Source organism: Arenibacter algicola (genome assembly GCF_000733925.1).
Taxonomy (GTDB): Bacteria; Bacteroidota; Bacteroidia; order Flavobacteriales; family Flavobacteriaceae; genus Arenibacter; species Arenibacter algicola.
On record NZ_JPOO01000001.1, the window covers coordinates 67,790 to 91,912 of the forward strand.

At 39.6% G+C, this 24,123-nt stretch carries 16 protein-coding genes; 7 read left to right on the forward strand and 9 right to left on the reverse strand.

Going from position 1 to position 24,123, the window contains the following annotated elements; translation table 11 throughout:
- Nucleotides 1-32 precede the first annotated feature (32 nt).
- From U735_RS0100295 to U735_RS24825, 4 genes are all read right to left on the reverse strand, one after another.
- The gene (locus tag U735_RS0100295; protein WP_031441910.1) at nucleotides 33-815 is read right to left on the reverse strand and encodes a nucleotidyl transferase AbiEii/AbiGii toxin family protein; all 783 of its coding nucleotides are present in this window, start codon (nucleotides 813-815) and stop codon (nucleotides 33-35) included.
- Complete coding sequence (locus tag U735_RS0100300) at nucleotides 812-1,606, reverse strand: type IV toxin-antitoxin system AbiEi family antitoxin (protein ID WP_031441911.1); 795 nt, start codon at nucleotides 1,604-1,606, stop codon at nucleotides 812-814. Before U735_RS0100300 ends, U735_RS0100295 begins: the two co-directional genes overlap by 4 nt.
- 1,234 nt (nucleotides 1,607-2,840) lie before the next feature.
- On the reverse strand, nucleotides 2,841-4,049 hold the full coding sequence (locus tag U735_RS0100310) for a site-specific integrase (RefSeq protein WP_031441912.1): 1,209 nt from the start codon (nucleotides 4,047-4,049) through the stop codon (nucleotides 2,841-2,843).
- A gap of 348 nt (nucleotides 4,050-4,397) precedes the next feature.
- Nucleotides 4,398-5,345, reverse strand: a complete 948-nt coding sequence (locus U735_RS24825; protein ID WP_051891794.1) for a helix-turn-helix transcriptional regulator — start codon at nucleotides 5,343-5,345, stop codon at nucleotides 4,398-4,400.
- Nucleotides 5,346-5,488: 143 nt separating this feature from the next.
- Between U735_RS24825 and U735_RS0100320 the strand changes: the two genes are divergently transcribed.
- Both U735_RS0100320 and U735_RS0100330 read left to right on the forward strand, forming a co-directional pair.
- Nucleotides 5,489-6,172 (forward strand): DUF975 family protein, encoded by a 684-nt coding sequence (locus U735_RS0100320; RefSeq protein WP_031441914.1) that lies wholly within the window; start codon nucleotides 5,489-5,491, stop codon nucleotides 6,170-6,172.
- Between the two features lie 584 nt (nucleotides 6,173-6,756).
- The gene (locus tag U735_RS0100330; RefSeq protein ID WP_031441916.1) at nucleotides 6,757-7,086 is read left to right on the forward strand and encodes a YegP family protein; all 330 of its coding nucleotides are present in this window, start codon (nucleotides 6,757-6,759) and stop codon (nucleotides 7,084-7,086) included.
- Between the two features lie 280 nt (nucleotides 7,087-7,366).
- Here U735_RS0100330 and U735_RS0100335 read toward each other — a convergent pair whose 3' ends face one another.
- Nucleotides 7,367-9,739: an outer membrane beta-barrel family protein gene (locus U735_RS0100335; RefSeq protein ID WP_031441917.1), complete on the reverse strand. Its 2,373-nt coding sequence runs from the start codon at nucleotides 9,737-9,739 to the stop codon at nucleotides 7,367-7,369.
- A 212-nt stretch (nucleotides 9,740-9,951) separates the two neighbouring features.
- On the opposite strand from U735_RS0100335, the gene U735_RS0100340 reads away from it, so the two are divergent.
- The 5 genes from U735_RS0100340 to U735_RS0100360 all read left to right on the forward strand — a co-directional run bounded on the left by U735_RS0100340 (nucleotide 9,952) and on the right by U735_RS0100360 (nucleotide 15,626).
- The gene (locus tag U735_RS0100340) at nucleotides 9,952-10,968 is read left to right on the forward strand and encodes a sensor histidine kinase (protein WP_031441918.1); all 1,017 of its coding nucleotides are present in this window, start codon (nucleotides 9,952-9,954) and stop codon (nucleotides 10,966-10,968) included.
- Nucleotides 10,965-11,672: a LytR/AlgR family response regulator transcription factor gene (locus U735_RS0100345; RefSeq protein ID WP_031441919.1), complete on the forward strand. Its 708-nt coding sequence runs from the start codon at nucleotides 10,965-10,967 to the stop codon at nucleotides 11,670-11,672. The genes U735_RS0100340 and U735_RS0100345 overlap by 4 nt, the downstream gene beginning before the upstream one ends.
- Nucleotides 11,673-11,903: 231 nt before the next feature.
- A complete protein-coding gene (locus U735_RS0100350; protein WP_031441920.1) occupies nucleotides 11,904-13,334 on the forward strand; it encodes a glycoside hydrolase family 28 protein in 1,431 nt (476 codons plus the stop codon).
- A 27-nt stretch (nucleotides 13,335-13,361) separates the two neighbouring features.
- Nucleotides 13,362-14,372, forward strand: coding sequence for a DUF4861 family protein (locus U735_RS0100355; RefSeq protein ID WP_031441921.1), 1,011 nt, complete (start codon nucleotides 13,362-13,364; stop codon nucleotides 14,370-14,372).
- Between the two features lie 6 nt (nucleotides 14,373-14,378).
- Nucleotides 14,379-15,626 carry a glycoside hydrolase family 88/105 protein gene (locus tag U735_RS0100360; RefSeq protein WP_031441922.1) on the forward strand — a complete coding sequence of 416 codons (1,248 nt, stop codon included), beginning with the start codon at nucleotides 14,379-14,381 and terminating at the stop codon, nucleotides 15,624-15,626.
- A 358-nt stretch (nucleotides 15,627-15,984) separates the two neighbouring features.
- Here the strand turns inward: U735_RS0100360 and U735_RS0100365 are convergent, their stop codons facing one another.
- From U735_RS0100365 to U735_RS0100380, 4 genes are all read right to left on the reverse strand, one after another.
- Complete coding sequence (locus U735_RS0100365) at nucleotides 15,985-17,352, reverse strand: glycoside hydrolase family 88/105 protein (RefSeq protein WP_051891795.1); 1,368 nt, start codon at nucleotides 17,350-17,352, stop codon at nucleotides 15,985-15,987.
- Nucleotides 17,353-17,370: 18 nt separating this feature from the next.
- Entirely contained in the window at nucleotides 17,371-18,654 is a 1,284-nt protein-coding gene (locus U735_RS0100370; RefSeq protein WP_031441924.1) for a DUF4861 domain-containing protein, read from the reverse strand.
- A 280-nt stretch (nucleotides 18,655-18,934) separates the two neighbouring features.
- Nucleotides 18,935-20,875: a RagB/SusD family nutrient uptake outer membrane protein gene (locus U735_RS0100375; protein ID WP_031441925.1), complete on the reverse strand. Its 1,941-nt coding sequence runs from the start codon at nucleotides 20,873-20,875 to the stop codon at nucleotides 18,935-18,937.
- Nucleotides 20,876-20,914: 39 nt separating this feature from the next.
- Nucleotides 20,915-24,037: a SusC/RagA family TonB-linked outer membrane protein gene (locus U735_RS0100380; protein ID WP_031441926.1), complete on the reverse strand. Its 3,123-nt coding sequence runs from the start codon at nucleotides 24,035-24,037 to the stop codon at nucleotides 20,915-20,917.
- Between the last annotated feature and the right edge of the window lie 86 nt (nucleotides 24,038-24,123).

The following is a 24,123-nucleotide window of genomic DNA, read 5'->3' on the forward strand; positions in this document are numbered from 1 at the left end:
TATTTTGTTTGAAAGAAAAATCTAACAAAAGGTCAAGAGAGAAAGGATGTTTTCAACCACTCAAAAGCAGTTTCTTGGTCATATTCAATCTCCGGTCTCAATAATGCCTCCATATCCCCTGTAAAGTTAGGGTCATTTTCCTTTAGTTCCATATTTAATAAAAACTCTTTTTGGCTAGGGGTTCTGCCAACCGAAAAATTCATATATTCTTTAAAGCATTCAAGAATAAGGCCATAGTCTAATTCCAGATGCGATTTAGCAAAGTCCAAATCAAATAAATCCCGGCCTTTACTACGTTGGTATAACGCGCGTAGCTTGGTGCCAAGAAGTTCATTGATGTTATAAGTTCTAATGTTTGCACGCCCTGTAAACCAATCGCTTTTCACTCCAAAAGGAAACTCTACCCATGGCAATACATTAAAATGCTCTTTGCAGTTAATTTCTAATTTGAGGCGTAACCGTATGTCTTCGTATTCCGAAGTAAATCTATAAAACGCTTTTGCTCCATGACCGCTGACTTTGGTATTTCGGGGTTCCTCAAAAAAAGTAATTACCTCCCCGATACGCTCCATAATTGGTTTGATGGGGCCTTCCTTAATTTGAACCAAATCAATATCTTCAGAATATCTAGGTGCGGGGTGGAGGTATAGTTTGTGTAATGCCGTGCCGCCTCTAAAAGCTAAATTCTCTCTAAGATAATCATCGGAAAATAACGCTACCAGGGTTCTGCTAATGACCAAATCTTGTTCTACTTGTGAAAATGATTTCCATGGGGCATGTTCTTGCCAGGCTGCTATGTAGGGTCTTGGAATCATATATCGCTCTCTAGTTTGATGTTTACATCAACTTTCCAAAAATTAGTTACGGCTCCAGCACTTTTTTTGGATGATGGGTTGAGCAAGATGGGATAATATTTTATTTTTTTGAAATATTCAGTAAGTAATTGTACTAATTCCTCATCATCGTTTTCGAATCCATCAATGAAATACCCCAATCTTTGTAAAGTGCTTTTGTGCGGATACCAGGACAATAAATCTGATAAATTGGAGTAGGTGATATTGTCCATAAGCTCTTCTAGGACAGAGAGCATTCTATTCAATCCGCCCAATTTATTTTGATAGTGAATTAGGTCCACAGCGGTCAATACTGGATCTGAAATTTTGAAAATTCCAGCATCCGATTTTTTAGTAAGGATATTTTTTTCAGGCCAATTGGTGGTAGTAAAAAAACGTATATCCAATGCCCCTTTGTTTATGTCCAATAGGGTTGGCTTTGTAGTAATTATATAATCACGCTGAATTTGCTGATGACTTGCACCATGAAATTTTGCTGCGGAGTATAAACCGATATAATAGGGCCTTTCTAAGTATTTAAATAGCTTTTCGCTATATAATTGAATCGGCAGTTTGGACTGTTTCGAGTACCTAGGGGGGATAATTAGAAAAAATTCCCTTCTTAGCGGAATAATATCCCCTTTTTTAGTTAAGTATGATAAATCCGTTGTTAGATCCTCCTTATCTTTCTGGATCACCTCTTGGAGCTCATCCTTGGAAAAGGAGTATTCTTCAAGTGAGAGTTTTTCTTTTATGAAATCGGCGAGATACAATTATAGTAATTTTCCGAGAAAGTTAGTAATAATTACTAATTATCTCGCATTTTTACTAAAGTATTTTTAATTGAGTTGTTGAACTTCAATAATACTTCCAGACCTTTTTCTACAATATCAGTATCTAACTCTTTAAGATTGGCTAGGTAAAGGCCGGAGTCTAATAATCAGAAGTTGTTAATGAAGGGCCTGTGATGGCTATGTATTTAGCCTAAAATCTAAGATTTCAAAAATGTCTTTTAGTTTATAAAATTCCACCGTTTTTCACTTTTGCACTATTTTCATGTAACATGAAAAAGCGAAATAATTGAAAAGTGAACGTTAAGATAAAAGCAATTATAAGTAATATTCAAATGAAACTAGGAAAATTTGCGCCAACACAAAAGAACGTACGCAAATCTTAAATTGGTATGAAAAACATGTGCAATTGCCATTAATTACTTTATGCAATCGTAGGCTTTAAATTGAACTGGCCTTAAACCGCCATATCTAAAGTATCAACAAGGTAGAGTCTATTTTTGGCTAACCCTATACCAAAGCGGAAAGGGATATCAATGAATTGGATTCGGGAAAAGCTAAATGGGAGATAAGGATATCCAAGTCCCTGCGGAAGTTGTAAAACCTGTGGATTTTTCAATCTCCTCAGGACCGCTGATAAAAACATGGCCCTATTACTTCGAAATTACTGAAATTAGATTGTTAAATAATTTATACTGAATGATAATTCATGTATTAAATATAAAATTGAATCTTAATGAATGATAAATCATTCACAAGTTGGCATGCAAATCGTGATTGGCTAATGACATCTGTTTCAACACCTTTTTGTTTGAGGCAATTGGTAAAACTATGCCGGGCAACAGAATTGCTTGCATTTTCAGGTTACAGTGATATGGACTTGAAAATAGCTTGAAGAGATTTTAGTAAAATTGTCCGTGTTCATTCATTTTGACTGTTCATTGTCCATGAACATTATAAAAAAATGAACGGTTATGATGGAATATCGCAAAAAGGATTTCATTTATGAAGTTATTTCAATGCTATTTTTTTCTATTAATTGTTCGCTTTGAAAAGTTAGTGAGTATTTGCATTAGTAAGTTGCTTATTGTAAAAACATAGGATATTTTGCATTAACATTATTCTTATTGCAAATTTTCGCGATATTTTGCAATAGTAAAAAGTACCTGCATCCAATCATTTTAGCTTGTCTTTTCGCTAAACTATTTATTTTGGACTATAACAACACCTCAAGCGCCTTATCCACAATCTCAGTATCCAGTTCTTTTAGATAGGCTTGTGTAACCGCTAAATTCTGATGCCCTAAGGATTCACTAATGACATCGGTAGCCACACCTTTCTGCTTGAGGCAATTGGCAAAACTATGTCGGGCTACATAACTGCTGACATTTTTCGTGATATTACATAGTTTGGCGATCTCTTTGAGCTCCTTATTGTAAATACCGAGCATTTTATGTTTCCTATCAGCAAGTTGGGTGGGGGTATAGTCTTCGCGAAACAATAAGGGGAATACGTATTTGTTGCCATAGCCGTGAACTCGATAATAGTCCAAAATTTTCCGAACTGGGGGCATAATGGCTATGGAGAAGTTTCCTTTGGTCTTCGCTCTAGTGTAATAGATGACGTTAGCCTCAACATCTTTCCATTCCAAGCACATCATATCGGCAAAATTCATTCCTCTGGTATAGAAGCTAAAAACAAAATAGTTCTTACAATCTATTAAGTGCGGATGGTCTGACAAATCTAAATTGATGATGCGCATAATCTCTTCAAAATCCAAAGCACGTTTAAAGCCTTTACCTCTTAAGTTTGATATTTTATAGGTTTTAAAGGGATATAAGCTTTCTTTTATTACACCCCGCTCTATGGCTTTGTTAAACAATGCCCTTATAGCCCTCATTTTTACACCAACGCCACCATCTGTACCACCACGGGACCTAAGAAAGGCATCGTATTTACTTAAAAATGCGGGGTTTACCTCTCTAAAATTTAACTTCTTCATTTTATGAAAAATTTGAACCGAGGTTTTGGCATCTTTGTAGGATTTTGCATTGCCGATGCGTCCAGCAAAGGTCATTTCCTGAATAATCTCATCAAAAAAAGCGAAAACATCATTGCTTACTGGATTAAATGTAACTCTATATCTAGAATCAAATTCCTGTATACTGTAATCGGGATTTTCAATTTCTAAATCAGTTATAATTTGGTAAGCTCTTTCTTTGAACTTAACAAGTAGTCTGTTGAATTGAACATGGTTAGGATTTCTTTTATTGAAACTTCCTGTTGAATCTATCCATTCATCCAATTTTGCATTGAACGGTGTTTTGTAGTGCCTACATTGCCTTTCTTTTGTTACGCGCAAACAGACGGGATAGGTACCATCCGATAACAATTTTTTCTTGAGAACGATTTTAAGTGTAATCATATTTTATAAATTTGGGGACAACATTTAAACTTTAAAACCCTTCTATATCCCATTGCATATGATAGAAATGGGGACAACATAGGGACAACAAATGGGTAATTAAATGTAAAAATTGTATTTCTAAATACAAAACAAATTTTCATAAAACATTGATAATCAATACATAAGTAACTAAATGGCACTACATGAAAACACGTCTTTAGCGCCTGTTAATCAGAGGGTCCTTGGTTCGAGCCCAAGAGGGGGAGCTTTTTATAGAAATCCAATCTATTTGTTTAGGTTGGATTTTTTGTTTTTGGTTAGTAAGCATGGGGACTACCTTGGTTATAGCTATAATGAATTTCAATGCTACCCATTGACCATTTGCATCAACTTCATGCGATTATTAATACCTATTTTACTATAAATCCTGTGCGTATGGTCCTTTACTGTCTGAAGGCTTATGAACAGTTCGTCAGCAATTTGTTGGTTGGTCTTGCCTAAGCAGATTTGCTCAATAATCTCCTTTTCACGCTTCGAGATTTCAAATTTACGGTATATATATTCTTTTTTATCTTGTTTCGGGTTTTGGGCACTCAAAGGGGTAAAAACGAATTGGGAATTGAGCTTCAGATAGAACAAGGGGATAAAATTTGAAATAAAATACACTAATATCAATAGGGCAACTACCCAGGGATTAGTAAAGGCAAAGGGCAATACCGCCACTCTTAATGCGAGTGCCAAAAGCATCAAGAAACCAAAACGGATAACTATTTTTTTATTGGATTGTTTTTGACTTTTTAAAAAGTGCCGGACAATGCCAGCGAATATGAGCATATAGCCTAGTTCCAAACCAAGGAATATGGCCATTTCAGTTTTAATGGCATGTTCTAATATAAAAGCTGGAATGGGATCCACTAAAAAGTATATTACTGTAACTACAGCGATTACAATGGCCAAAAAATAGGCATAGTTACGAAACGCTTTAACCTTTGATTTCTCGCCAACCAGGGAAAACCCCATTTTAACCAACATGTACCAGGAAATAAGCAAAAAGGGTACACCAAGAACAGGTAAAAAATTGGTTACCGTTTTCACGGAATAAGCATCAACCTCAATTGAAGTGAGTATAACCCGCATTATGATCGGTGCCCAAATACCATAAAAGGCAAATGAATAAAATGTGACCAAATAATAAAAGTAGTTGCGATTAAATTCGGTATTGTAAGTGGTAATGAATTGGTGGCCCACCAATATACTTGCCGCTGCAATGGCGGCACAAAAAACAAATACTACTATGAAGGTTAAACTCAGCAACTATATGTATGTTATTGGTTAAAAGTATAAAAATGCAGTTAATACCAACCCCTACCTTAGTAGTGATTTTATTTTCACTACTATAGTTGGTATGAATTTGAATAAGTCGGACTTAAATTTGTATGAATTTAAAATCGACACTTATGGAAATCATCAAAGAAGAAAGAAAACCTGAAGCAACTATTACTGGAAGTTACGGTTATGGTTGGCAGCAGATGTGGAAACATTTTTTGTATTTGTTTTTAGTGTTGATCATTGTAGGTATTGCCGAATCTCCCACTTCCATTGTTCGGGATTCCGATGCCGAGAATTCTCCTGGAATGATAATTTTACAGATTCTGGCAGCGGTTTATTGGTTGTTGGTTTTTTCCGTCGTGAAATACGGTGGCAATTTAATGTACTTACGTGCCATTCGTAATGAAAAATTCGAAATCAGTGAGATGTTCGATGGCTTTAAAAAGAATTACATCAATATCATCCTTGCCAATTTGCTCACCTTTGCGATTATAGGTTTAGGGTTTGTTTTGCTAATTGTACCCGGAATTATTCTGGCCTGTAGGTTAGCATTCGTTTCCTATCTGGTCATGGATAAAAATATGGAACCTGTTGCCGCCATTGAAAAAAGCTGGGAAATGACCAAAGGACATGGTTGGCAAATTTTTGGAATGGGACTGCTTGTAATTCCTATAGTTATAGGTGGACTCATCTGTTTTATTGTGGGTATTGTATTTTCCATTATTTGGATTTCCGCTGCTTTTGCCTCAATGTACCATGCCATTGACCTTGAAGAAATGAAAGAATTGAATGATGAATTCGTTGATGGGTAAAAACCTACCCTGCCCGATGGGATCTAGAAGTAATATTTTGGTTATGAAGTTTTTGAAAGGAAACATGGAAACCCTCTTGGTCTTTTTATATGGAGGAATTCACCACCAAAAGAAACCATAACAAGGGTAATGTAGCGTTAACAATGATGGAAGTTTTTTTATCCGCTTGGCTTGGAAAGGTATACCCTGAGCCGAGTCGAAGGGAGCCCAAGAGGGGAGCAAAAGTGGAAATCCAACTTATGAAAATAGGTTGGATTTTTTTATTTAATACATGTTCTACAGTATCCAATTGCATTATATCTACTAATGGTACTTTTTAACAAAAAGTCAACTTGCCTAGTTATTGAGGAATAAAAGGTTAGCTAATAGGCTACCGCCTCAAATCTCGAGGGATCCTTTTTTTGAGCTAGGATAATAATTAAATTTATATCGTTACCAGACTAGTTCTTTTAGATAATTCAATGTCTCGCTTGTATCATGTTATCATTATGTTATATCCGATCTTTTCGAGGGCACTGGGTTAATTTATTCAAATGGCTGTCCAAAAAAAATGTTATATTTAAGTCTAATAATTAAATATTACAATGGGAAAATTTGAAATTAAGAAAGACAAATCCGGACAGTTTCGGTTTAATTTAAAGGCATCCAACGGACAGATCATTTTGGGAAGTGAGGCGTATACGACCAAAGCAGCTTGTGATAATGGGATAGCATCCGTAAGAAATAATTCGCAGGAAGATGGCAGATATGAGCGCAATACGGCCAAGGATGGCAGCCCTTACTTTAACCTTAAGGCTTCCAATGGTCAAGTCATCGGTAAGAGCGAAATGTATTCAAGTACTACTGCCATGGAAAATGGGATAGCTTCGGTGAAGAAAAATGCAGCTGAGGCAACAGTTGAAGATAACTCATGATGTTCTTTGCAATAACAACAGCACAGGTTAATAATTACTTGGAAAGGCAGTCATAAAGGCTGTCTTTTTTTTGTCCATTTGGTAAGAGAAAGCTACCCTGGGGGGAGGCGAAGGGAGACACAGAAAGGAGCAAAATCAAAAGAGGCTGTCTAAAAAGTCAAGACAGCCTCTTTTTTATTCGGGTAGGTATCGGAGAACTATTCTCAAATACGCAAATTATGGAGGGGTTGAAATACTTTTTAGACGCCCTCTTTTGTTAACGTAATCACTAAGATGTATATTACCTCCTGCGTTGCCCAGAATACTGCATGGCCTCTCCCTTACCGAAGCCGTAGCTAAAGCCAAGGGCCACAAATGTGCCCCGTTGACGTCGATTGTATACCTCATAACTGGCTTGGGCAATTTGGCTCTCGTCCACCCTTGAGGCGAACAGGTCCCTTACGCTTAAATTGAGTACGGCCTTGCCTTTCATAATGTTTTTTCGTAGTCCCATATCCATAAAAAGCATATCGCTAACGTCACTTTGTACCGTTTGGTAACTGGATTGATAGTTACCGGTCATTTCCAAATCGAAATCCGATGGAAGTTTAATTTTTGACATTAATTTGGAAGTCCATTGGTCATTGCTAAAATCGAAAACGGTGGACTCGAAGTTGCCATCCCTTTTAAATTGATTATAATTAAAATCCCCGTTCAGGGTAAGCCATTTGGCAGGACTATATTTTGCATTGAATTCTATTCCCGTAGCCCTATTGGTGCCAATATTCTCTGGTTTAGTGGTGCTAACGTTGTTTTCGAAGGTGGTAATACGTTCTATTACGTCTGTGGTATAGCGGTGATACACACCAAAATTTATACTGGCAGGACCTAAAATGTATATACTGGTTATCTCATAGGAATCGGTAAATTCGGGCTGTAAGTCGGGATTACCCTGGCGTACGCTATAATTGTTCCGGATATTGAAAAAGGGGTTCAAATCCCACATTCTTGGTCGGTAAATACGCTTGGAGTAACCAGCTTGGAGGGAAACCTTGTCACTAAACTTATAGGAGCTGTGAAGACTGGGAAAAAAATTACCATAGTTTTGTTCATTGGCCGAACTTGTAGTAACCAGCAAGGTATTCTGATCTGTCTGCTCCAACCGAAGACCTCCTTTAATGCCCCATTTTTTACCTTCATAAGAACCGGTACCGTAAAGACCTAACACCTTTTGTTCGAACTCAAAAATGTTGGTCAGACCTGGGTCGTTTACAAAGGCTCCGTTGGTGAAATTATTTACCTCATAATCATTGCTTACGTCGTTCATGACATATTGCGCCCCTGTTTCCAGGGTCAATTCGTCAGTAATAGGATTGGTATAATCCAGCTTAAATGTAAATATAGCCTCTTTAAAATCGGTTCTGGTCTGTTGTCTAGAATCATTGTCATCCCCCGAGATGGTGGTATTCAAGAATTCGGAGGATTGGTCCTTCCCAAAGAAATTTCCCAAACCACTAAAGAGCAGGGTATGGTCCTCATGGTTTTCAAAATCCTTTTTGTATTGCAGTTCGTACTGAAATTTTGGGTTTTTCGCATCTGTAACTTCGGTGCGTTCCCATTCCGAACTAATTGCATTGTTGGAGTCCAAGGCCACAAAACTGGTGTTGGAGGGTTGGTCCTCCATTTCCATGGCAAAGTTTCCCGAGAGGGTCAATACGTTATTGTCATTAATATGATAGTCTGTTCCAAGGACAAAATTATAGTAGGTTTCATTCCTATACTCGGTACCGTTGCTAAGAATGGTAGTGTTGTTTATTAGATCTACGTTACGCGTTTCCAGGTCGTTGGGCATATCCCTAAGACCTACCCCTAGTTGGGTGAACAGGTTGAAATTTTCTGTTCTTCTGTTTAGACTTACTCCTACACTATGGCTATCCGGAGCCCCGGTATTTACCGAAATGGAACCATTGAGTCCTTTTCGTTCTTCCTTTTTCAAAACAATATTGATAATGCCCGATGTTCCTTCTGCATCATATTTGGCCGAAGGATTGGTCATTACCTCAATCTTTTCGATCATATCTGCTGTAATGGTACCCAAGGCATTTCCTTCATCACTGGCAATGATCGATGGCTTGCCGTTGATGAGGATCTGCACGCCCTGACTCCCCCTAAGACTAATACGCCCCTCTATGTTAACGTTAACGGAAGGTACGTTATTTAAAACTTCCAAAGCACTTGCACCAGTAGTACTAAGATCTTTGCCTACGTTGAATACACGTTTGTCCAATTTAAATTCGGTACGTGAAACTTCTCCCTGTACCACTACTTCCTGTAATTGTTCTGCATCCTCTGAAAGGGCAACCTTCCCTAAATCTATAGTTTTGCCCTGTGTTGGTGGCGGACCAAATGTTTTGGTCCTGAAACCTAAAAAACTTACTTCTATATAGTAGTCGGTCGCATCGGTCTCCAAACTAAAACTGCCATCATCCATAGTGGTAGTACCATCAAGGGGTTTCTTGGTTTCGTTATCGCCGACCATTACCGTGGCATAGGCAATTGGCTGTCCGCTGGATTCCTCCACCACTGTTCCCTTTATAGTCACCTGCGCCATGGCAACAGGGCCATAGAGCAGGAATGAACATGCGATTAAGATTTGTACCGAAATTTTTTTCATTGCTTCTTTAATTGGTTTAAATTGGAATTGTAAGAGTTACAAAGATTTATTTTTTTATTGATAAGGGTGGGGTATTTTCTGTGAACGACAAAAGTATTCCATTGAACGACCGCCTTTAGTTTTTTGGTTTGGGATACGCTGTTTAGGGGATTAATTATGCCGTTGGGAGGCCTCTATTTTATGAAACCACGGCAATAGCTTAGTTTTGGAGAATGAAAAAAGCCATGATTTCCCGGAAGGAACTTTTCTTTCAAATCGTGCTCCATATCCTGGTGCTGCTTTTCTATTCCTTTGATAAGTACAATCCGGGTATTACCTTCGCCCAACTGGTTTTCTTTTTGGTCTATACCATTTTTGCCGCTTTTATTACCTACTTTTTGATGCCAAGATTACTATATCGAAAAAAATATTGGCAGTTTTTAGGCATGGTCGTGTTGGTGTTGTTTGGGGTTATCTGGGCCGAGGAACTTTTGGAAATGGTTTTTTATCCAGGAACCAAAAGAGCAAATATTGTCCCTGGGATCTATTATGCCGTTTTCGATGTTTTGCCGGTAATTGGAATTTTGTCGGGATTTAAGTTTGCTTGGGACGCTATAAGCTCCCAAAGTGAAGTGGAAAAGTTAAAAATGTCGGCACAGGAAAATGAATTGCAATTTTTGAAATCTCAGATCAACCCCCATTTTTTGTTCAACAATTTGAACAATCTTTATTCATATGCCATTGATAATTCCCCAAAGACGCCTACCATTATTTTGGAACTTTCCTCGGTATTGAGGTATATGTTATACGATTGCAAGGAAAAGTATGTTCCCCTATCCAAGGAAATAGAACACTTGAAGAACTATACGCAATTAAGTGAATTACAAATTGAAAATAGGGGAACCGTAGATTTTAAAACGGATATTACAGGTTCCGGATACCGAATTGCACCATTAATATTGACCGTATTCGTGGAAAACGCCTTCAAACATAGTACCGCAAGCCAATCCGAAGATATATTGATTAGTGTAGATATCGAGGTAACCGAAAAGGGCCTATTAAAATTTGAATGTACCAATTCCTTTAGGCGTGAAACCAATACCGATGATCTTTCGCATGGGATCGGTCTAGAGAACGTAAAAAAGCGTTTAGGGTTGATTTATCCCAATGCCCATAGTCTATCTATTGAAGAAACGGAGACCACCTACTCCGTTGTATTAAACATTGATCTTAATAAAGGCAGTTCATGATTCGCTGTATCATTATAGAGGACCAACCGCCGGCACAACGGGTACTTCAAAAGTATATTGGTGAAATGAAGAGTTTGGAGCTCAAATCTACTTTTGCAGATGCCCTCAAGGCCATGGATTATCTAAAAACCGAAGAGGTAGACCTGATTTTTTTGGATATCCATTTGCCCAAGATTTCGGGAATGGATTTTTTAAGGGCATTGAACAAAAAACCTCATGTAATACTAACAACTGCCTTTTCTGAATACGCACTGGAGAGTTATGAATATCATGTGATGGATTATCTGTTGAAGCCGTTTTCCTTTGAGCGATTTGTAATGGCCGTTTCGAAAATCCCGATGCCCAATCTACAAAGATCGTCTGTGGAAAATGATGTGGAAAGGAAGACATTGCCGGAAGTAATCTTTATAAAGTCGGGCTACGAGCATCTTAAAATCGCCGTTGCGGATATATTTTATATCCAATCCGAAGCGGACTATACCGAAATTTACACCTCTGAAAAAAAGCATCTGACCTCCCATTCCTTAAGGTATTGGTTGCAGACCCTACCTTCGGATCAGTTTGCCCAGGTACATAAATCCTATATTGTTAACACACGGCAAATTTCAAAGGTTTCTGGCAAGCGTATCATTTTTGACAAAGATACCTATGTGCCTATTGGGCGTGCCTTTAAGGAAGATTTTGTAGAGCGCTACCTGAAGTAATTATTTTGTGAATATAAATTCTGTAATGGGCTTAGGGCTGTGTTGCCTAGGTTTCTCCATATTTTCCAGTTTTATCAATTGTTTTAGGACCGGGATAGGTTCTTATTAAGATGAAAGAGGCCGGATTGGTAGATTCCGACTTTTTGGTTCACCTCAATTTTAACGTCTAAAATTATGCTGGCATGCGCATCTTTATTATTTTAGCGTAATCGATTACATGAATTTAATATTATGATAACCAGACAACTATTTTCCATAGGTATATTTCTCTTTTTTCTAATTTCAGGTCTTACCCTTAACTCTTGCAAGGAAGCACCAAAAAAGCAATCGGAGGTTGTTGATGTATTTGCAGCGGCCGATAGGATTGTCAACGATATTGTTGTGCCGGAATTTCCCGACAGGAATTATAGTATTATGGATTTTGGAGCAGTACCCGATGGTACTACCGATAATACCCAAGCCATTAAACTGGCCATTGAAAGTTGCCACACCGCGGGTGGCGGCAAGGTAATTGTTCCTTCAGGCCGTTTCTTGACCGGACCCATACATTTAAAGAGTAATGTTAACCTGCATTTGGAGGAAGGGGCCGTGGTTTTGTTTTCCAAAGATTCCAAAGCCTATTTGCCAGTGGTGCATACTTCTTATGAAGGGGTGGAGCTCATGAATTACTCTCCACTTATTTATGCCTACAAGCAAAAGAATATTGCAGTAACCGGGAAGGGTATTTTTGATGGTCAAGCGGATAAAGCAAATTGGTGGCCATGGTGTGGCGCGGAGAGATATGGTTATATTGATGGTGAACCTCAACAAAAGGATGACCATAACTTGCCCAGGTTACGTAAGATGAATGAAGAGGCTACACCGGTTGTAGACCGTTTGTTTGGGGAAGGTTACCAATTGCGTCCAAGCTTTTTTGAACCTTTCGAGTGTGAAAATATTCTGGTTAAAGGGGTAACTTTTACCAATGCTCCTTTTTGGGTGATGCACCCTATTAAATCAAACAATATTACCATTGATGGGGTAACGGTAAAAAGTCATGGGCCCAATAATGATGGATGCGATCCTGAGTATTCCAAAAACGTTCGTATCGCCAATTGTGTTTTTGATACCGGAGACGATTGTATTGCCATTAAGTCTGGGAGAAATGATGAAGGAAGAAGGGTTAATATACCGAGTGAAAATATTGTTGTAGAGAACTGCGAAATGAAGGATGGTCACGGTGGTGTTGTTATTGGAAGTGAAATTTCTGCTGGAGTAAGGAATGTTTATGTTAGAAACTGTAATATGGATAGCCCCAATCTGGATAGGGCCATTCGCATAAAGACCAATACGCTGAGAGGGGGTTTTGTAGAAAATGTTTTTGTGAAAAATATTAAGGTCGGACAAGTAAAGGAGGCGGTGCTCAAAATTAATACCTACTACGCCATTTATGCCAATCAGGAAGGCGATTTTATTCCTTCGATCAAAAATATCCATTTAGAGGATGTTGAGGTGGAAAATGGTGGGGAATATGGAATTTTAATTAAAGGAAGGGTGGAGAGCCCGGTTGAAAATGTTACCCTGACCAATGTTCATATAAAAGGAGCCAAAACGCCGCTATCAGTTGAAAATTCACAACCCATTATCTTTAAGAATACCACTATTAACGGAGTTGACTATTAAACTATAACTAACCATTACTAAGATCTCATGAAAAAAATTACAATTTTATGTCTCGCCTTTTTGGCATTGATGGCTTGTAAAGAGAAAGCATCCAAAAACGACATCAATACTGATGTAGAGGAAAATGCCGTGCATTTTGCCGGTAAACCGCTTAAAACCTATGCTGAAATATCCATAAAGGAAGGCGGGGAATGGAACGGAAGAAAATATGTGGGCGGGGATAGCTTTAAGAATGTACAGGAACTTCAAGTTCCAAAAAATCATACAGACCATTCTTTTTTTATCCGCTATGAGGGACCGGGATGGGAAAACAATCAAGTTGGTTACAGGTTGTATTTGGACTGGAGAAACGCCATAGATATCTATGGCAAGAAAGTAGATTCTTTGGTGTTGCCCTATGTTGGCCAAGATGGTTTTGACTCCTATCATGAACCCGCCGCCTGGGGGCAGGATATTTTAAAGGCGGGAAAATCTATGGGAATAGGGGGTTACGGCAGATTGGTAAACGATACGGTTGCCCATTTTAGAAAGGTAGATAACACCTATGCCAGAATTGAAAACTCGGAAAATAGCTCCTCTGTACATATTGATTATGAGGGGTGGGATACCGGCGATGAGCGCATAGATTTGGATGTGGTATTGACCATTTATCAGGAAGACAGGTTTACCAAAGCAACATTGACGCCCTCCAAGGATATTTCCGGTATATGTACGGGAATAGTAAAATTCGATGATATACCTTTAATTAAAAAGGATGGGGTAAAATGGGCGTATATTGCAACTTATGGCACCCAAACTTTGGCCACAGAAACCGATAAATTGGGTATGGCTGTTTTTTATAAAATCGATGAGGTGGTGGAGCAAAAGGAAGGGGTCAATGACCACCTTATAGTTTTTAAACCGACCACGGAAAAAATTGCTTACTACTTTCTCGGAGCATGGGATCAGGAACCCAATGGGATAAAGGACCAGGCTTCGTTTATTTTGGATTTGGATAAAAAACTGGAAAAACTAAATACAACCAACTTGTTAAACTGATAAATCATGAAAAATTCAAGAACTTTTCTCTCTGCCTTTGTTATAGTTATTGGTTTATGGGCCACTTCTTGTAAGGAGGCAAAAGATAAATCCAAAGAAACTAATACGGCAACCACGGCCGAATTATTGGTTCCCGAAGATTTAAAATGGTCGGAGAGAATGTTGATTTCTGAAATTGAACGTTTTCCCGATGCCACCAAACTCGACTTTGTAGATAAACCCCGATGGAGCTATACCAACGGCTTGGTCCTATCTGCCGCTATCAAGGTTTACGAACAGACCAACAAGCAAGAATATTACGATTATATCTATGCGTATGCCGATGATTTAATAGATAGTACAGGGACTATAAAAACATACTCCCTGGAAGACCAGAATTTGGATATGATCAAGTCCGGGGATGTTTTGCTATACCTTTACGATAAGACAGGGGAAGAGCGTTTTCTAAAAGCCATGCAGACCTTGAGTAGCCAAATGGAGTCCCAGCCCAGAACTTCGGATGGTGGTTTTTGGCACAAAAAGCGATATCCTTACCAAATGTGGTTGGACGGGCTGTATATGGCAGAACCTTTTCACGCCCGTTACACTAACCTATTTGAAAATGATCCTACTGAGGCCAAAATAATCTACGATGACATTTTACTTCAATTCGATTTGATCCAAAAGCATAGTCGTGATGAAAAAACGGGCCTTTTATACCATGGATGGGATGAAAGTAGGGAGCAAAGATGGGCAGATAAAAAGACTGGGACCTCCCCGCATTTCTGGTCCAGGGCTATGGGTTGGTACGGAATGGCCATGGTAGATGTTCTGGATTTTTTACCTGAGGATCACCCTGGGCGCGATAGAATAATTACCTACCTCAATCAATTTGCCGAAGCTGTAACCAACTATCAGGATGAATCAGGTCTATGGTACCAGGTGCTGGACCAAGGTAATCGTGAAGGTAACTATTTGGAGGCATCTGGTAGTGCAATGTTCACCTACGCCTTTGCAAAAGGCGCCCAGAAAGGATATTTGCCCGAAAAATATTTAGAGGTCGCGGAAAAGGCCTATGCCGGAATATTGGATAATCTAATTTCTATTGAGGATAACGGTGTGGTTAATCTAAATCAAGTTTGCGGTGTGGCCGGTTTGGGAGGGGATCCGTATAGGGATGGTTCGTATGAATATTATGTAAACGAAATTATTCGCCCCAACGACCCTAAGGGAACCGGACCGTTTATATTGGCGAGTTTAGTACTGAATAAATAATTATTGGAAAAGGATCCTCTTTTGACCTAGGAAGAAAACTAGCAGAGACCTTATTCCTTTTCTGAACGGACAAGTGTATCAACTATTTCATGATAAATTGAAGAACTATTTAACATGAAATAGTTGAAAATTGCAACATTGTCACAGGCCATTTTGGTGTTGGCGCCTCTTTCAAGGTAGCCGACTGTAAGCTTCAAGGCCTGGGTTTACCTGGTATGGAATTTCACGGATAAAAATGACAAGGGCGATGGCCCTAGGGCTATTTCCTTTAATTTCTCTAGGCATACCACCGCCTATAGGCAACTAAATATGATATAATGTTTTAGTTCTTTGAGGGCTTGGTCCACTAATTAAAATCTTATTTCCTCACTTTCAATTGTAGGGAACTGTCGTTTATCTCAAAATCATTATTTTTCAATAAGTGTATTATCTCGGCACCGGCCAGCATTACGGGACCGTATCCGTGAGCCGCAAACACATTGATGGGCCTATAGAAATAAAAGGCTGGATCAAAACCCATTCCAGTACCTACACAGGTGCCCTCTACCTGTCCTTTGGAATTCACCTTTGTGGCAACGGCATTCCAGCCCAATAAGGCTACTGGTGAATAGGCCAGTTTATCAATATATCCCCTATTTATGGCCCTCGCTATTGCATAGGTATAAATGGCAGTTGCGGAAGTTTCCAAATAGGTATCGTTTCGGTCTATAAGCTGGTGCCAAAATCCTGTTCCGTCTTGATATGGTGCCAATCCCTTTATATGGTTACGTAATTGAGTCAACACCTTAGGGTATCCAGGATGGTTTTGTGGCAATACTTCCAGTAGTTCCACCATAGTCATTACCGCCCAACCGTTAGCTCTGGCCCAATGATATTGCGGGTGCTCTTCCATTGACATTACCCAGCCATGCATATACAAACCGTTTTCCTTATTGAACATACGCTCGGAAAACTGGGCCAATTGTTTTACGGCATCGTCATAATATTTTGCTTCCCCAGTCAATTTACCCATTTGGGCCAATGCCGGGACGCTCATGAATAGATCATCTAGCCATAAAGTATTGGGTTGCGGTCTATTTCTGGCCAGGGTTCCGTCTGAAAACCTAAATTCCTTGTTGCTTATATAATCTATAAAATTATCTATGAGCGGCCTTAGGTCTGCTTTAATACCTGCCCTTTCCGCCTTGATCATGGCTGCACAGATAGCACCTGCGTCATCCAAGGCATGGGGTTTAAGAACAGAGGATATGGGAGAGGGGAAATCCTTATTCTTTTTAAGTTGTTCCCAATAAAAGGGGGCAATGTCGGCTATGAGCTTAATCCTATCATTAGTGTAGTTGGTATATTTAGGGTTGCCAGTAGCCTCTGAGGCCAATAACATACCAGCATAGGTAACACCCCATTCGTAACTGGTAAGTCGGAATGCACCAGGGGCGAAAATGGTATTTTCATCCAGCTTTTTTAGGTTGGTAACTTCCTTATTGGACTTACTGTCTACTAAGGTTGCGGGCGTTGAAGCATCCAAAAAATTATACACCCTATCCAAGGTTGCAGTGATTTCTTCTACAGATTTGGCACCGTAGGGGGTGGGGTAGTCCGGTTGTAACAAATGTAGGGGAGTGGTAACATCATTGGCAGGCTCCTGAGCTATAGTTTCCGTTTGTGCAGAAAGTGCCAATAGTAGGATGGACAAATTATTGATATTTATACGTTTAGGTAAATTCATTTTCTTTTTAATTTTCAATTAATTTTTTACTTCTATTTCGACCACAGCGGAGAGTTGCCCGGTTAGTTTTTTTAGATAATCCGTAAAGTAGGTTTCGTTACTAAATTTTTCGTCGCTTAGTTCCCATCCGGCAATGGCATAATAGCTTACAGGTTGGTTGTCCTCGATTTTAAGTTTAGCTAGAAAACTATTGGAAAGCGGTCCGGTTTTTGGGGCTTGGGTAAATCCCAAATATTTGTCTTTTGGCAATATCAAGGCCATGCCCAACCACCATTCCTTGTTATAGGTCTGTTTGTCATGAGTGTACAAAACCACGTATTTACTGTTTTCATCAAGAACGCCCAATGAATGGTCCGTATTAATGTTCACCAGTCCAACGGCTAAATCTTCATCGCCTGTAAGTCCGGATACGGATACCGTATTTTTAAAACCATAGATGCCCGGCCAGATAGAGGTGGTTTCCTTTACCGAATAGGTCCTGTTATTGGGCTTCCAATTATTATAGCCATAGGATATTATGGAATTTACCGGTCCCTCGACATCTATGTGGAAGGTAGTTTTTTCCACATTGTTTATAGAATCTTCCACGGTTACTCCCAACCTCATGTACTCGGTTTCGTTGATAAGGGCATATCCGCCCAATCCTACAGAGTTGCCAACCGCAAGAATGTCCCTGCCCCAATCTTCCATAACGTGGTAGTTATCCTCCACGGCACCAGCGGCATCTAGACCAACATCCTCGGGAGACATGCTGCTAGTCTTTTTGCCGAAAAGGTCCTTTGCATTCCTGCCGTCCAAATAATGTCTAAACCCCACCCTATCATTTTCCCAAGATGGGCCATCTGTCTGATATTGCTGATAACCTAGGCTTTTGGGCAGTTCATTGGCCAACATGGTTTCATTGGTAGCTGGTTGCACAGCTTTGTCCGCAGACGTTCTTTTGCCAAACCTGACACTTGTTCTGGGCTCGTAAATAGGTTCATTATCCGTCCAAATAAGTGTAATAGCCTTTGATTCTTTTGGCATAAAATCGGCCACAAAAAAAAGCTCGTCCCATTGTCCGTCCATATCCGTATCATTGAGCTGTGATGGAATGGTATCTGTTTGGGATAAAACAAGGGGATACCTTACAAGGCTGTCGTTCAGTGACAGTAATTTTTTCCCAATGGAAATGGGCTTGTCCACTAATTCCACCTCTGATGTATTGGTCAATTGTATGAGCTGGCCTTTTTCTTTTACCTCTTTACATGAAATAAAGGCGAGTGGCAGAATAAACGAGAGCGAATAAATGCATGTTTTCATAGGGTTGTTATTAGTTAATTAAATATAGAATTACTGCTGTAATATGTGCCCAATCTACTGGGTTAGGTAAATTTATTACCTATTGATAGCCAAAATCAACAATGGGAGCGGGTTATCATTATATTTGAAAGTTAACGAATTCTCGGTGGAAAACAGTCATTTTAGCTTCCCGTATTTTTCCGTTTGTAGTCAATTTTTAGCTACTTCAAAAAAAGAGTCCCAATTTCTGGTCGGGACTCTTAAAAACTAAATTAACTCAACCAATTATTATTTTTAATGATCAATACCCTGGATTCTGCATTGCCGACTTTTCATCAGCGGTCAATGTACGACCTTCTGTATATACGCCGTCCCGGAATGTTTGTGGTATAGGTCTTAAGTTGTGGAAATCTTGAATATTTGGGGCTGCTTCAGGGTTATAAGCCCTAGCTCTGGCCACCAGTGTTTTGGTGCGACTTAAATCTTCCCAGCGGTGCCATTCACCACAAAGTTCCCTAGTGCGCTCATTTAAAACCAAACATAGCATTCGATCATATTCGCTGGTATAGCCTAATTTGGCAATGATGGCCTCATCTTCTGCGGGTAAACTCCCAAGGTCACCAATTGTTAGGTCGGTTGCAGAGGTAGTAACCGGAATATTATTTGATTCGTAATATGAATTTTCGTTCATAAATGAATTATCGGAAAAAGGCTGGGAAAATTCTGAGGTAGGGTAAGCGGCCGCACCATCGGTGTAATAGGAACGGTCTTCTCCACCTTTATAGGAAGCGCGGTTACGAACGGTATTAATGTATGCCAAGGCATCACCAAATGCATTTTGACGAATTTTTGCTTCTGCAGCCATAAGATAGGTTTCTGCGGAACGCGCCAAAATTTCGTCTCGCAGTCCCCTGTTATCATTAATAGATGTTCTGGCGGCATCAAAATGTTTTGTCAAAGAAGGAAATCTGGGATCTTTCAACAATCCAATACCATCGGCTGCGTAGGCCACATAAACATGGGGGATAGTTTTGCCATTATAAAGGATATTGGGATTGTTATTGTTTTTTGTAAAGCTGAAACGATTGTCATCAGGGGAATTAATGATATACATAATGCCCAAATCAACACCGGGAACATAATCGATACCATCAAAATTGCCACCTCTGTTTACACGGTGCTTGGTTCTAAAAGTCTTCCAAAATCGGGAATCGTTAATGTGATCAAAAACATCGTATGTAAAATAGGTGGCGGCAAGACGGCTATATGGGCGCATACCTGTAAGGTCACGTTTCATCATTTGCATATCGTCATAACGCGCAGTGAATGGGACCGTACTAAAATTTGAAGTAGCAAGTGCCTTATCCCGCCCAAATTGTGCGGATAAAATTAATTCCGGCAAATACTCATTTGGGCCGTCGGGTTGGGTATAATCCCAAAGTTCTTGATAGTTGCTGGTCAATGGATGATTTGCAATTACCTCCTCTGAAAGTTTGATAATTTGGGCAAGATCTGCCTCTTTTGTAGTAGTATTCCATGAATCGTTAATTTCACTTGCCCTCGTTAAATATGCTTTTGCAAGGTAATGAGCAGCGGCATCTTTGGTAATTTTGGCAGGTGCACCAACGTTATCCAGTAAATTATAGGCTTGGGTAAAATCATCCATTACTTGGGCAAGTACTTCCTCTGCACTGGCACGTGTAAATTCCAATTCCACAGTTGTACTTACCGAAAGTTTCAAAGGAACACCGCCATATTGTCTTACTAATTTTAAATAGTTGTAGGCACGTAGGAAATATCCTTCCCCTAGGGCGATCTGCTTTATTTCTGGATTTGTAGATTCGATGTTGGTTGCTGATTCAATCAATTGATTGGTTAAACCTATTCCCACATAAAAGTTATCCCATGGCTCTTCTGCCGTGGTTCTAATGGTGGTTATGGCAGAATTAAACCGACTGTCATAGTTATTCCATTGGCTATTGGTATCATCGCCACCTACGTGGAACTCATCCGTACCATAATTAGTGGTTCCAAATTGTTGTTCGGATGGAAATGGTGAAGCCAGAACTTGATAATAAGCACCTATAGCCAAAGATCTAATTCCTTCCTCACTATTGAAATATTCCGTACTTCTTTGAGTGGTTAGTTGCTCGTCAAGAAAATCTTCATTGCAAGAACTGACTAAACCTACTAGCACTAAGGCTGTAAATAAGTGAGTACAAAGGTTTTTATAATTTTTCATGATTATTGTTCTTTTTAAATTATTTGAATTTTTCATTGATTAGAATTCTATATTCATACCAACTGCAAAACCTCTATTGGATGCGGAGTTGCCCAATGTGTAACCACGGGAATTATTGGCCGGCGTAGTAACGTCCAAATCTATCCAATCTACTTTTGTAAACAGCATTCCTGGATTTGTTGCCTGAACGTAAAAGCGTAATTTGGATAGCCCAATATCAGTTGTGATTTTTTGAGGCAGATTATATCCCAAGGAAATATTTCGAATTTTCACAAATGATCCACTTCTATATCCAAGTGTGGCAAAATATTGATCCCCGAAACCTGCCGAATATATTGGTTTTTGGTATTCGGAATCTGTGTTGACCGGAGTATAGTAATCAACCTTTCTCGAATTGTATCTTCCCACTAATCCTTCACCGCCGGTATTGTATGTGTACCCAAAGCGACCGTATAAGAATATTGATAGGTCAAGACCTTTATAGTTAAACGTGTTGGTCATCCCAAGAATATATTTAGGGATGGTATTGTCAATGATTACACGGTCGTTATTGGCATCGATAACATAGTCGCCATTTTGATCCACAGGGCGCGCATTACCAGGGGCAAAAGTATGGCCGTTTGCATTGAACAATGCTATCTCCGCAGCATCCGACTCTTGCCAAATACCGTTTGATTCATAACCATAGATAACACTTTGGGATTCTCCAATAAACCAACCATTGTTTATGTCATCTTCCTTGCCATTGGCCAAGGTCACAATTTGGTTTTCCTGCCAAGATGCACTAAAATCAGAGGACCATTGAAAGTCCTTGGTCTGCACGTTTACAGTGTTAAGTGTTAGATCCAAGCCTGAAGATTTGGTTTCACCGATATTTGCATAGGTATCTACATAACCCGTAATGGTTGGAATTGTTTTAAGAAGCAACAGATCAGTGGTCTTTGAAGTGTAATAATCCAGTCCACCCGATATTCTTCCCGAAAATAAAGTGAAGTCTAGGCCATAGTTGTATTGTGTTGTCTTTTCCCAGCCCAAATCCTCATTTGCCAATGTTGATGCATTCCTTACCCCTGCGGTAGATACATTGCCAATGGGATAGAACAAAGGAATTAACCCTCCTTTTGTAGAATAGGCATCAATGGCAGAGTTACCAGTTACCCCTACACCGACACGAAGTTTTAATTGGTTGATCCATTTCGATTCCATCAGGAAGTTTTCCCTATCCAAACGCCATCCCAAAGCGGCACTTGGGAAAAAGGCCCATTTGTTTCCGTCTGCCAATTGGGAAGCACCATCAGAACGACCAGAAACCGTCAATAGATACTTATTGTCGAAACCATAATTTAAACGGGCCATGTAGGACAACAATTGTCTCTCTTCCAAATCGGAATTCCAATTGGCGAGGGCTACATTTTCACTACTTAGGGCATTCCATTTTTGACTTGAAAAGGGAATGTTGTCGGCCGACATTGAGTTTGATTCTGCGGTAAATTTCGTTTGACTCTGTAATAAAGTTAGACCAAGATCGTGCTTACCAAGTGTTTTATTATATAATAGGAGATTATCCAAGGTATATGATAACCGTTGTCTTTTAAATAAGGAGGCATAACTTGAACCTCCCCGTGCAACAGATTTACCATCAAGATAACTGCCGTTGCGGTAGGTTTCAATATCAGGACCAAAGTTGGTTCGGAAAATTAGTCCGTCCAGCCCAGAGGCAAATGCACCAAAATCCAATTGTCCGTAAAAGCTTCCAAATGCCCTTAAGGTTACACGTTGGTCCTGGGAAAAATCAACTTCGTCTATAACCGTTTTTACCGCTATATCACCTCCTGGGAACTCTATCCTATTTCCTTCATTGTCATATGGGAGGGTATATTGAAAAATACCACGTGCACTTTGGTATAATCCACTTTGCAATGAAACCCCTGAGCCACCTGCGGTAGATTGTCCATATTCTTGAGTACTATAAGCTACATTTAAGTTCCCGCCAAATGAAAACCAATCCGTTGGAGTGATATCCACGCTTAAATTTGTATTGTAACGCTCAAAGCTTTGACCAACTACCGTACCCGTATTATTGGTATAACCAAATGAACCATACGCTTTCATTTTTTCGGTTCCTCCACTGGCACTTAATGTATTTTGCGTGGTTATGCCTGTGCGTGTAACAAACTTGGTCCAATCTGTTGTGGTTAGTTTAGAACCGTCCCAAGTGCCACTTTCCCATCCTTGTAAAATGTTACTAAAGGCGGTATCATCACCAGGAAAGATGGCGGCATCATTTGCTTGGGTGGGTTGATCGCCTCGAGGATAGGTTGCCGGGTTTTCGTAATACTTTGCCCAACGGCGATATTCTATATATTCACCGGCATTGAACAATGGAGCCGCTTCATGAATATTTTGAATTGTTACCGACGTATTGTAATTCAAGGTAAATCTCCCGGTTTTTCCTTTTTTAGTGGTAACGATAACAACGCCGTTTGCACCTCGTGAACCATAAATTGCCGTGGCGGATGCATCTTTAAGTATATCGATAGATTCTATATCAGATGGGTTAACGTTGTCTATTCCTCCGGAAATTAATGGTATACCGTCCAATACATAAAGCGGGGAATTAGAGGCGGATAGGGATCGCACTCCACGAATGGTAATGCTCCCAATTTGTCCTGGTCTTTCGTTGGTACTTATGTCGACCCCAGCTGCCTTTCCTTGCATGGCTTCTATAGCATTGTTCACGGGTCTGGAGTTAATGTCCTCTGAGCTGACACTGACAACAGAACCGGTAACATCTGATTTCTTTTGAGTTCCATATCCTACAACCACGACCTCGTCTAATTGGGTATTGTCCTCTTCCATGGTAACATTGTAAACATTGGCTTGTCCAATGGTCAATTCCTGTGATTTTAACCCGATGGAACTAATAACAAGGGTACTACCTTGGGAAACGGTAATGGAATAGTTCCCATCAAAATCGGCCACAACACCATTGGTCGTGCCTTTCTCTATGACGTTAACTCCGGGTAGGGGCTCTCCACTGGACATAGATATTGTCCCGGTCACCACCTTCTCTTGGGCGTAGACCCCAATCGACAGTAAAAAAAGACAGGAGGAGAATAGTACCTTAAGTCTTCTGTGAACTTTAATTTTTTGGTTTTTCATTTTTGTTGAAGTTTAAGTTGTACAATCGATTGTATTTTTTAATGTGGATTGAAAAAAGTATAAATTTGCATGCATTCTAATAGTAC

Coding starts and splice junctions, on each gene's coding strand:
- U735_RS0100335 (WP_031441917.1), bottom strand. CDS start 9,739: ATGAAAAAAATTTCGGTACAAATCTTAATCGCATGTTCATTCCTGCTC.
- U735_RS0100365 (WP_051891795.1), bottom strand. CDS start 17,352: ATGAATTTACCTAAACGTATAAATATCAATAATTTGTCCATCCTACTA.
- U735_RS0100330 (WP_031441916.1), top strand. CDS start 6,757: ATGGGAAAATTTGAAATTAAGAAAGACAAATCCGGACAGTTTCGGTTT.
- U735_RS0100380 (WP_031441926.1), bottom strand. CDS start 24,037: ATGAAAAACCAAAAAATTAAAGTTCACAGAAGACTTAAGGTACTATTC.
- U735_RS0100360 (WP_031441922.1), top strand. CDS start 14,379: ATGAAAAATTCAAGAACTTTTCTCTCTGCCTTTGTTATAGTTATTGGT.
- U735_RS0100345 (WP_031441919.1), top strand. CDS start 10,965: ATGATTCGCTGTATCATTATAGAGGACCAACCGCCGGCACAACGGGTA.
- U735_RS0100375 (WP_031441925.1), bottom strand. CDS start 20,875: ATGAAAAATTATAAAAACCTTTGTACTCACTTATTTACAGCCTTAGTG.
- U735_RS0100355 (WP_031441921.1), top strand. CDS start 13,362: ATGAAAAAAATTACAATTTTATGTCTCGCCTTTTTGGCATTGATGGCT.
- U735_RS0100310 (WP_031441912.1), bottom strand. CDS start 4,049: ATGATTACACTTAAAATCGTTCTCAAGAAAAAATTGTTATCGGATGGT.
- U735_RS0100350 (WP_031441920.1), top strand. CDS start 11,904: ATGATAACCAGACAACTATTTTCCATAGGTATATTTCTCTTTTTTCTA.
- U735_RS0100295 (WP_031441910.1), bottom strand. CDS start 815: ATGATTCCAAGACCCTACATAGCAGCCTGGCAAGAACATGCCCCATGG.
- U735_RS0100370 (WP_031441924.1), bottom strand. CDS start 18,654: ATGAAAACATGCATTTATTCGCTCTCGTTTATTCTGCCACTCGCCTTT.
- U735_RS0100320 (WP_031441914.1), top strand. CDS start 5,489: ATGGAAATCATCAAAGAAGAAAGAAAACCTGAAGCAACTATTACTGGA.
- U735_RS0100340 (WP_031441918.1), top strand. CDS start 9,952: ATGAAAAAAGCCATGATTTCCCGGAAGGAACTTTTCTTTCAAATCGTG.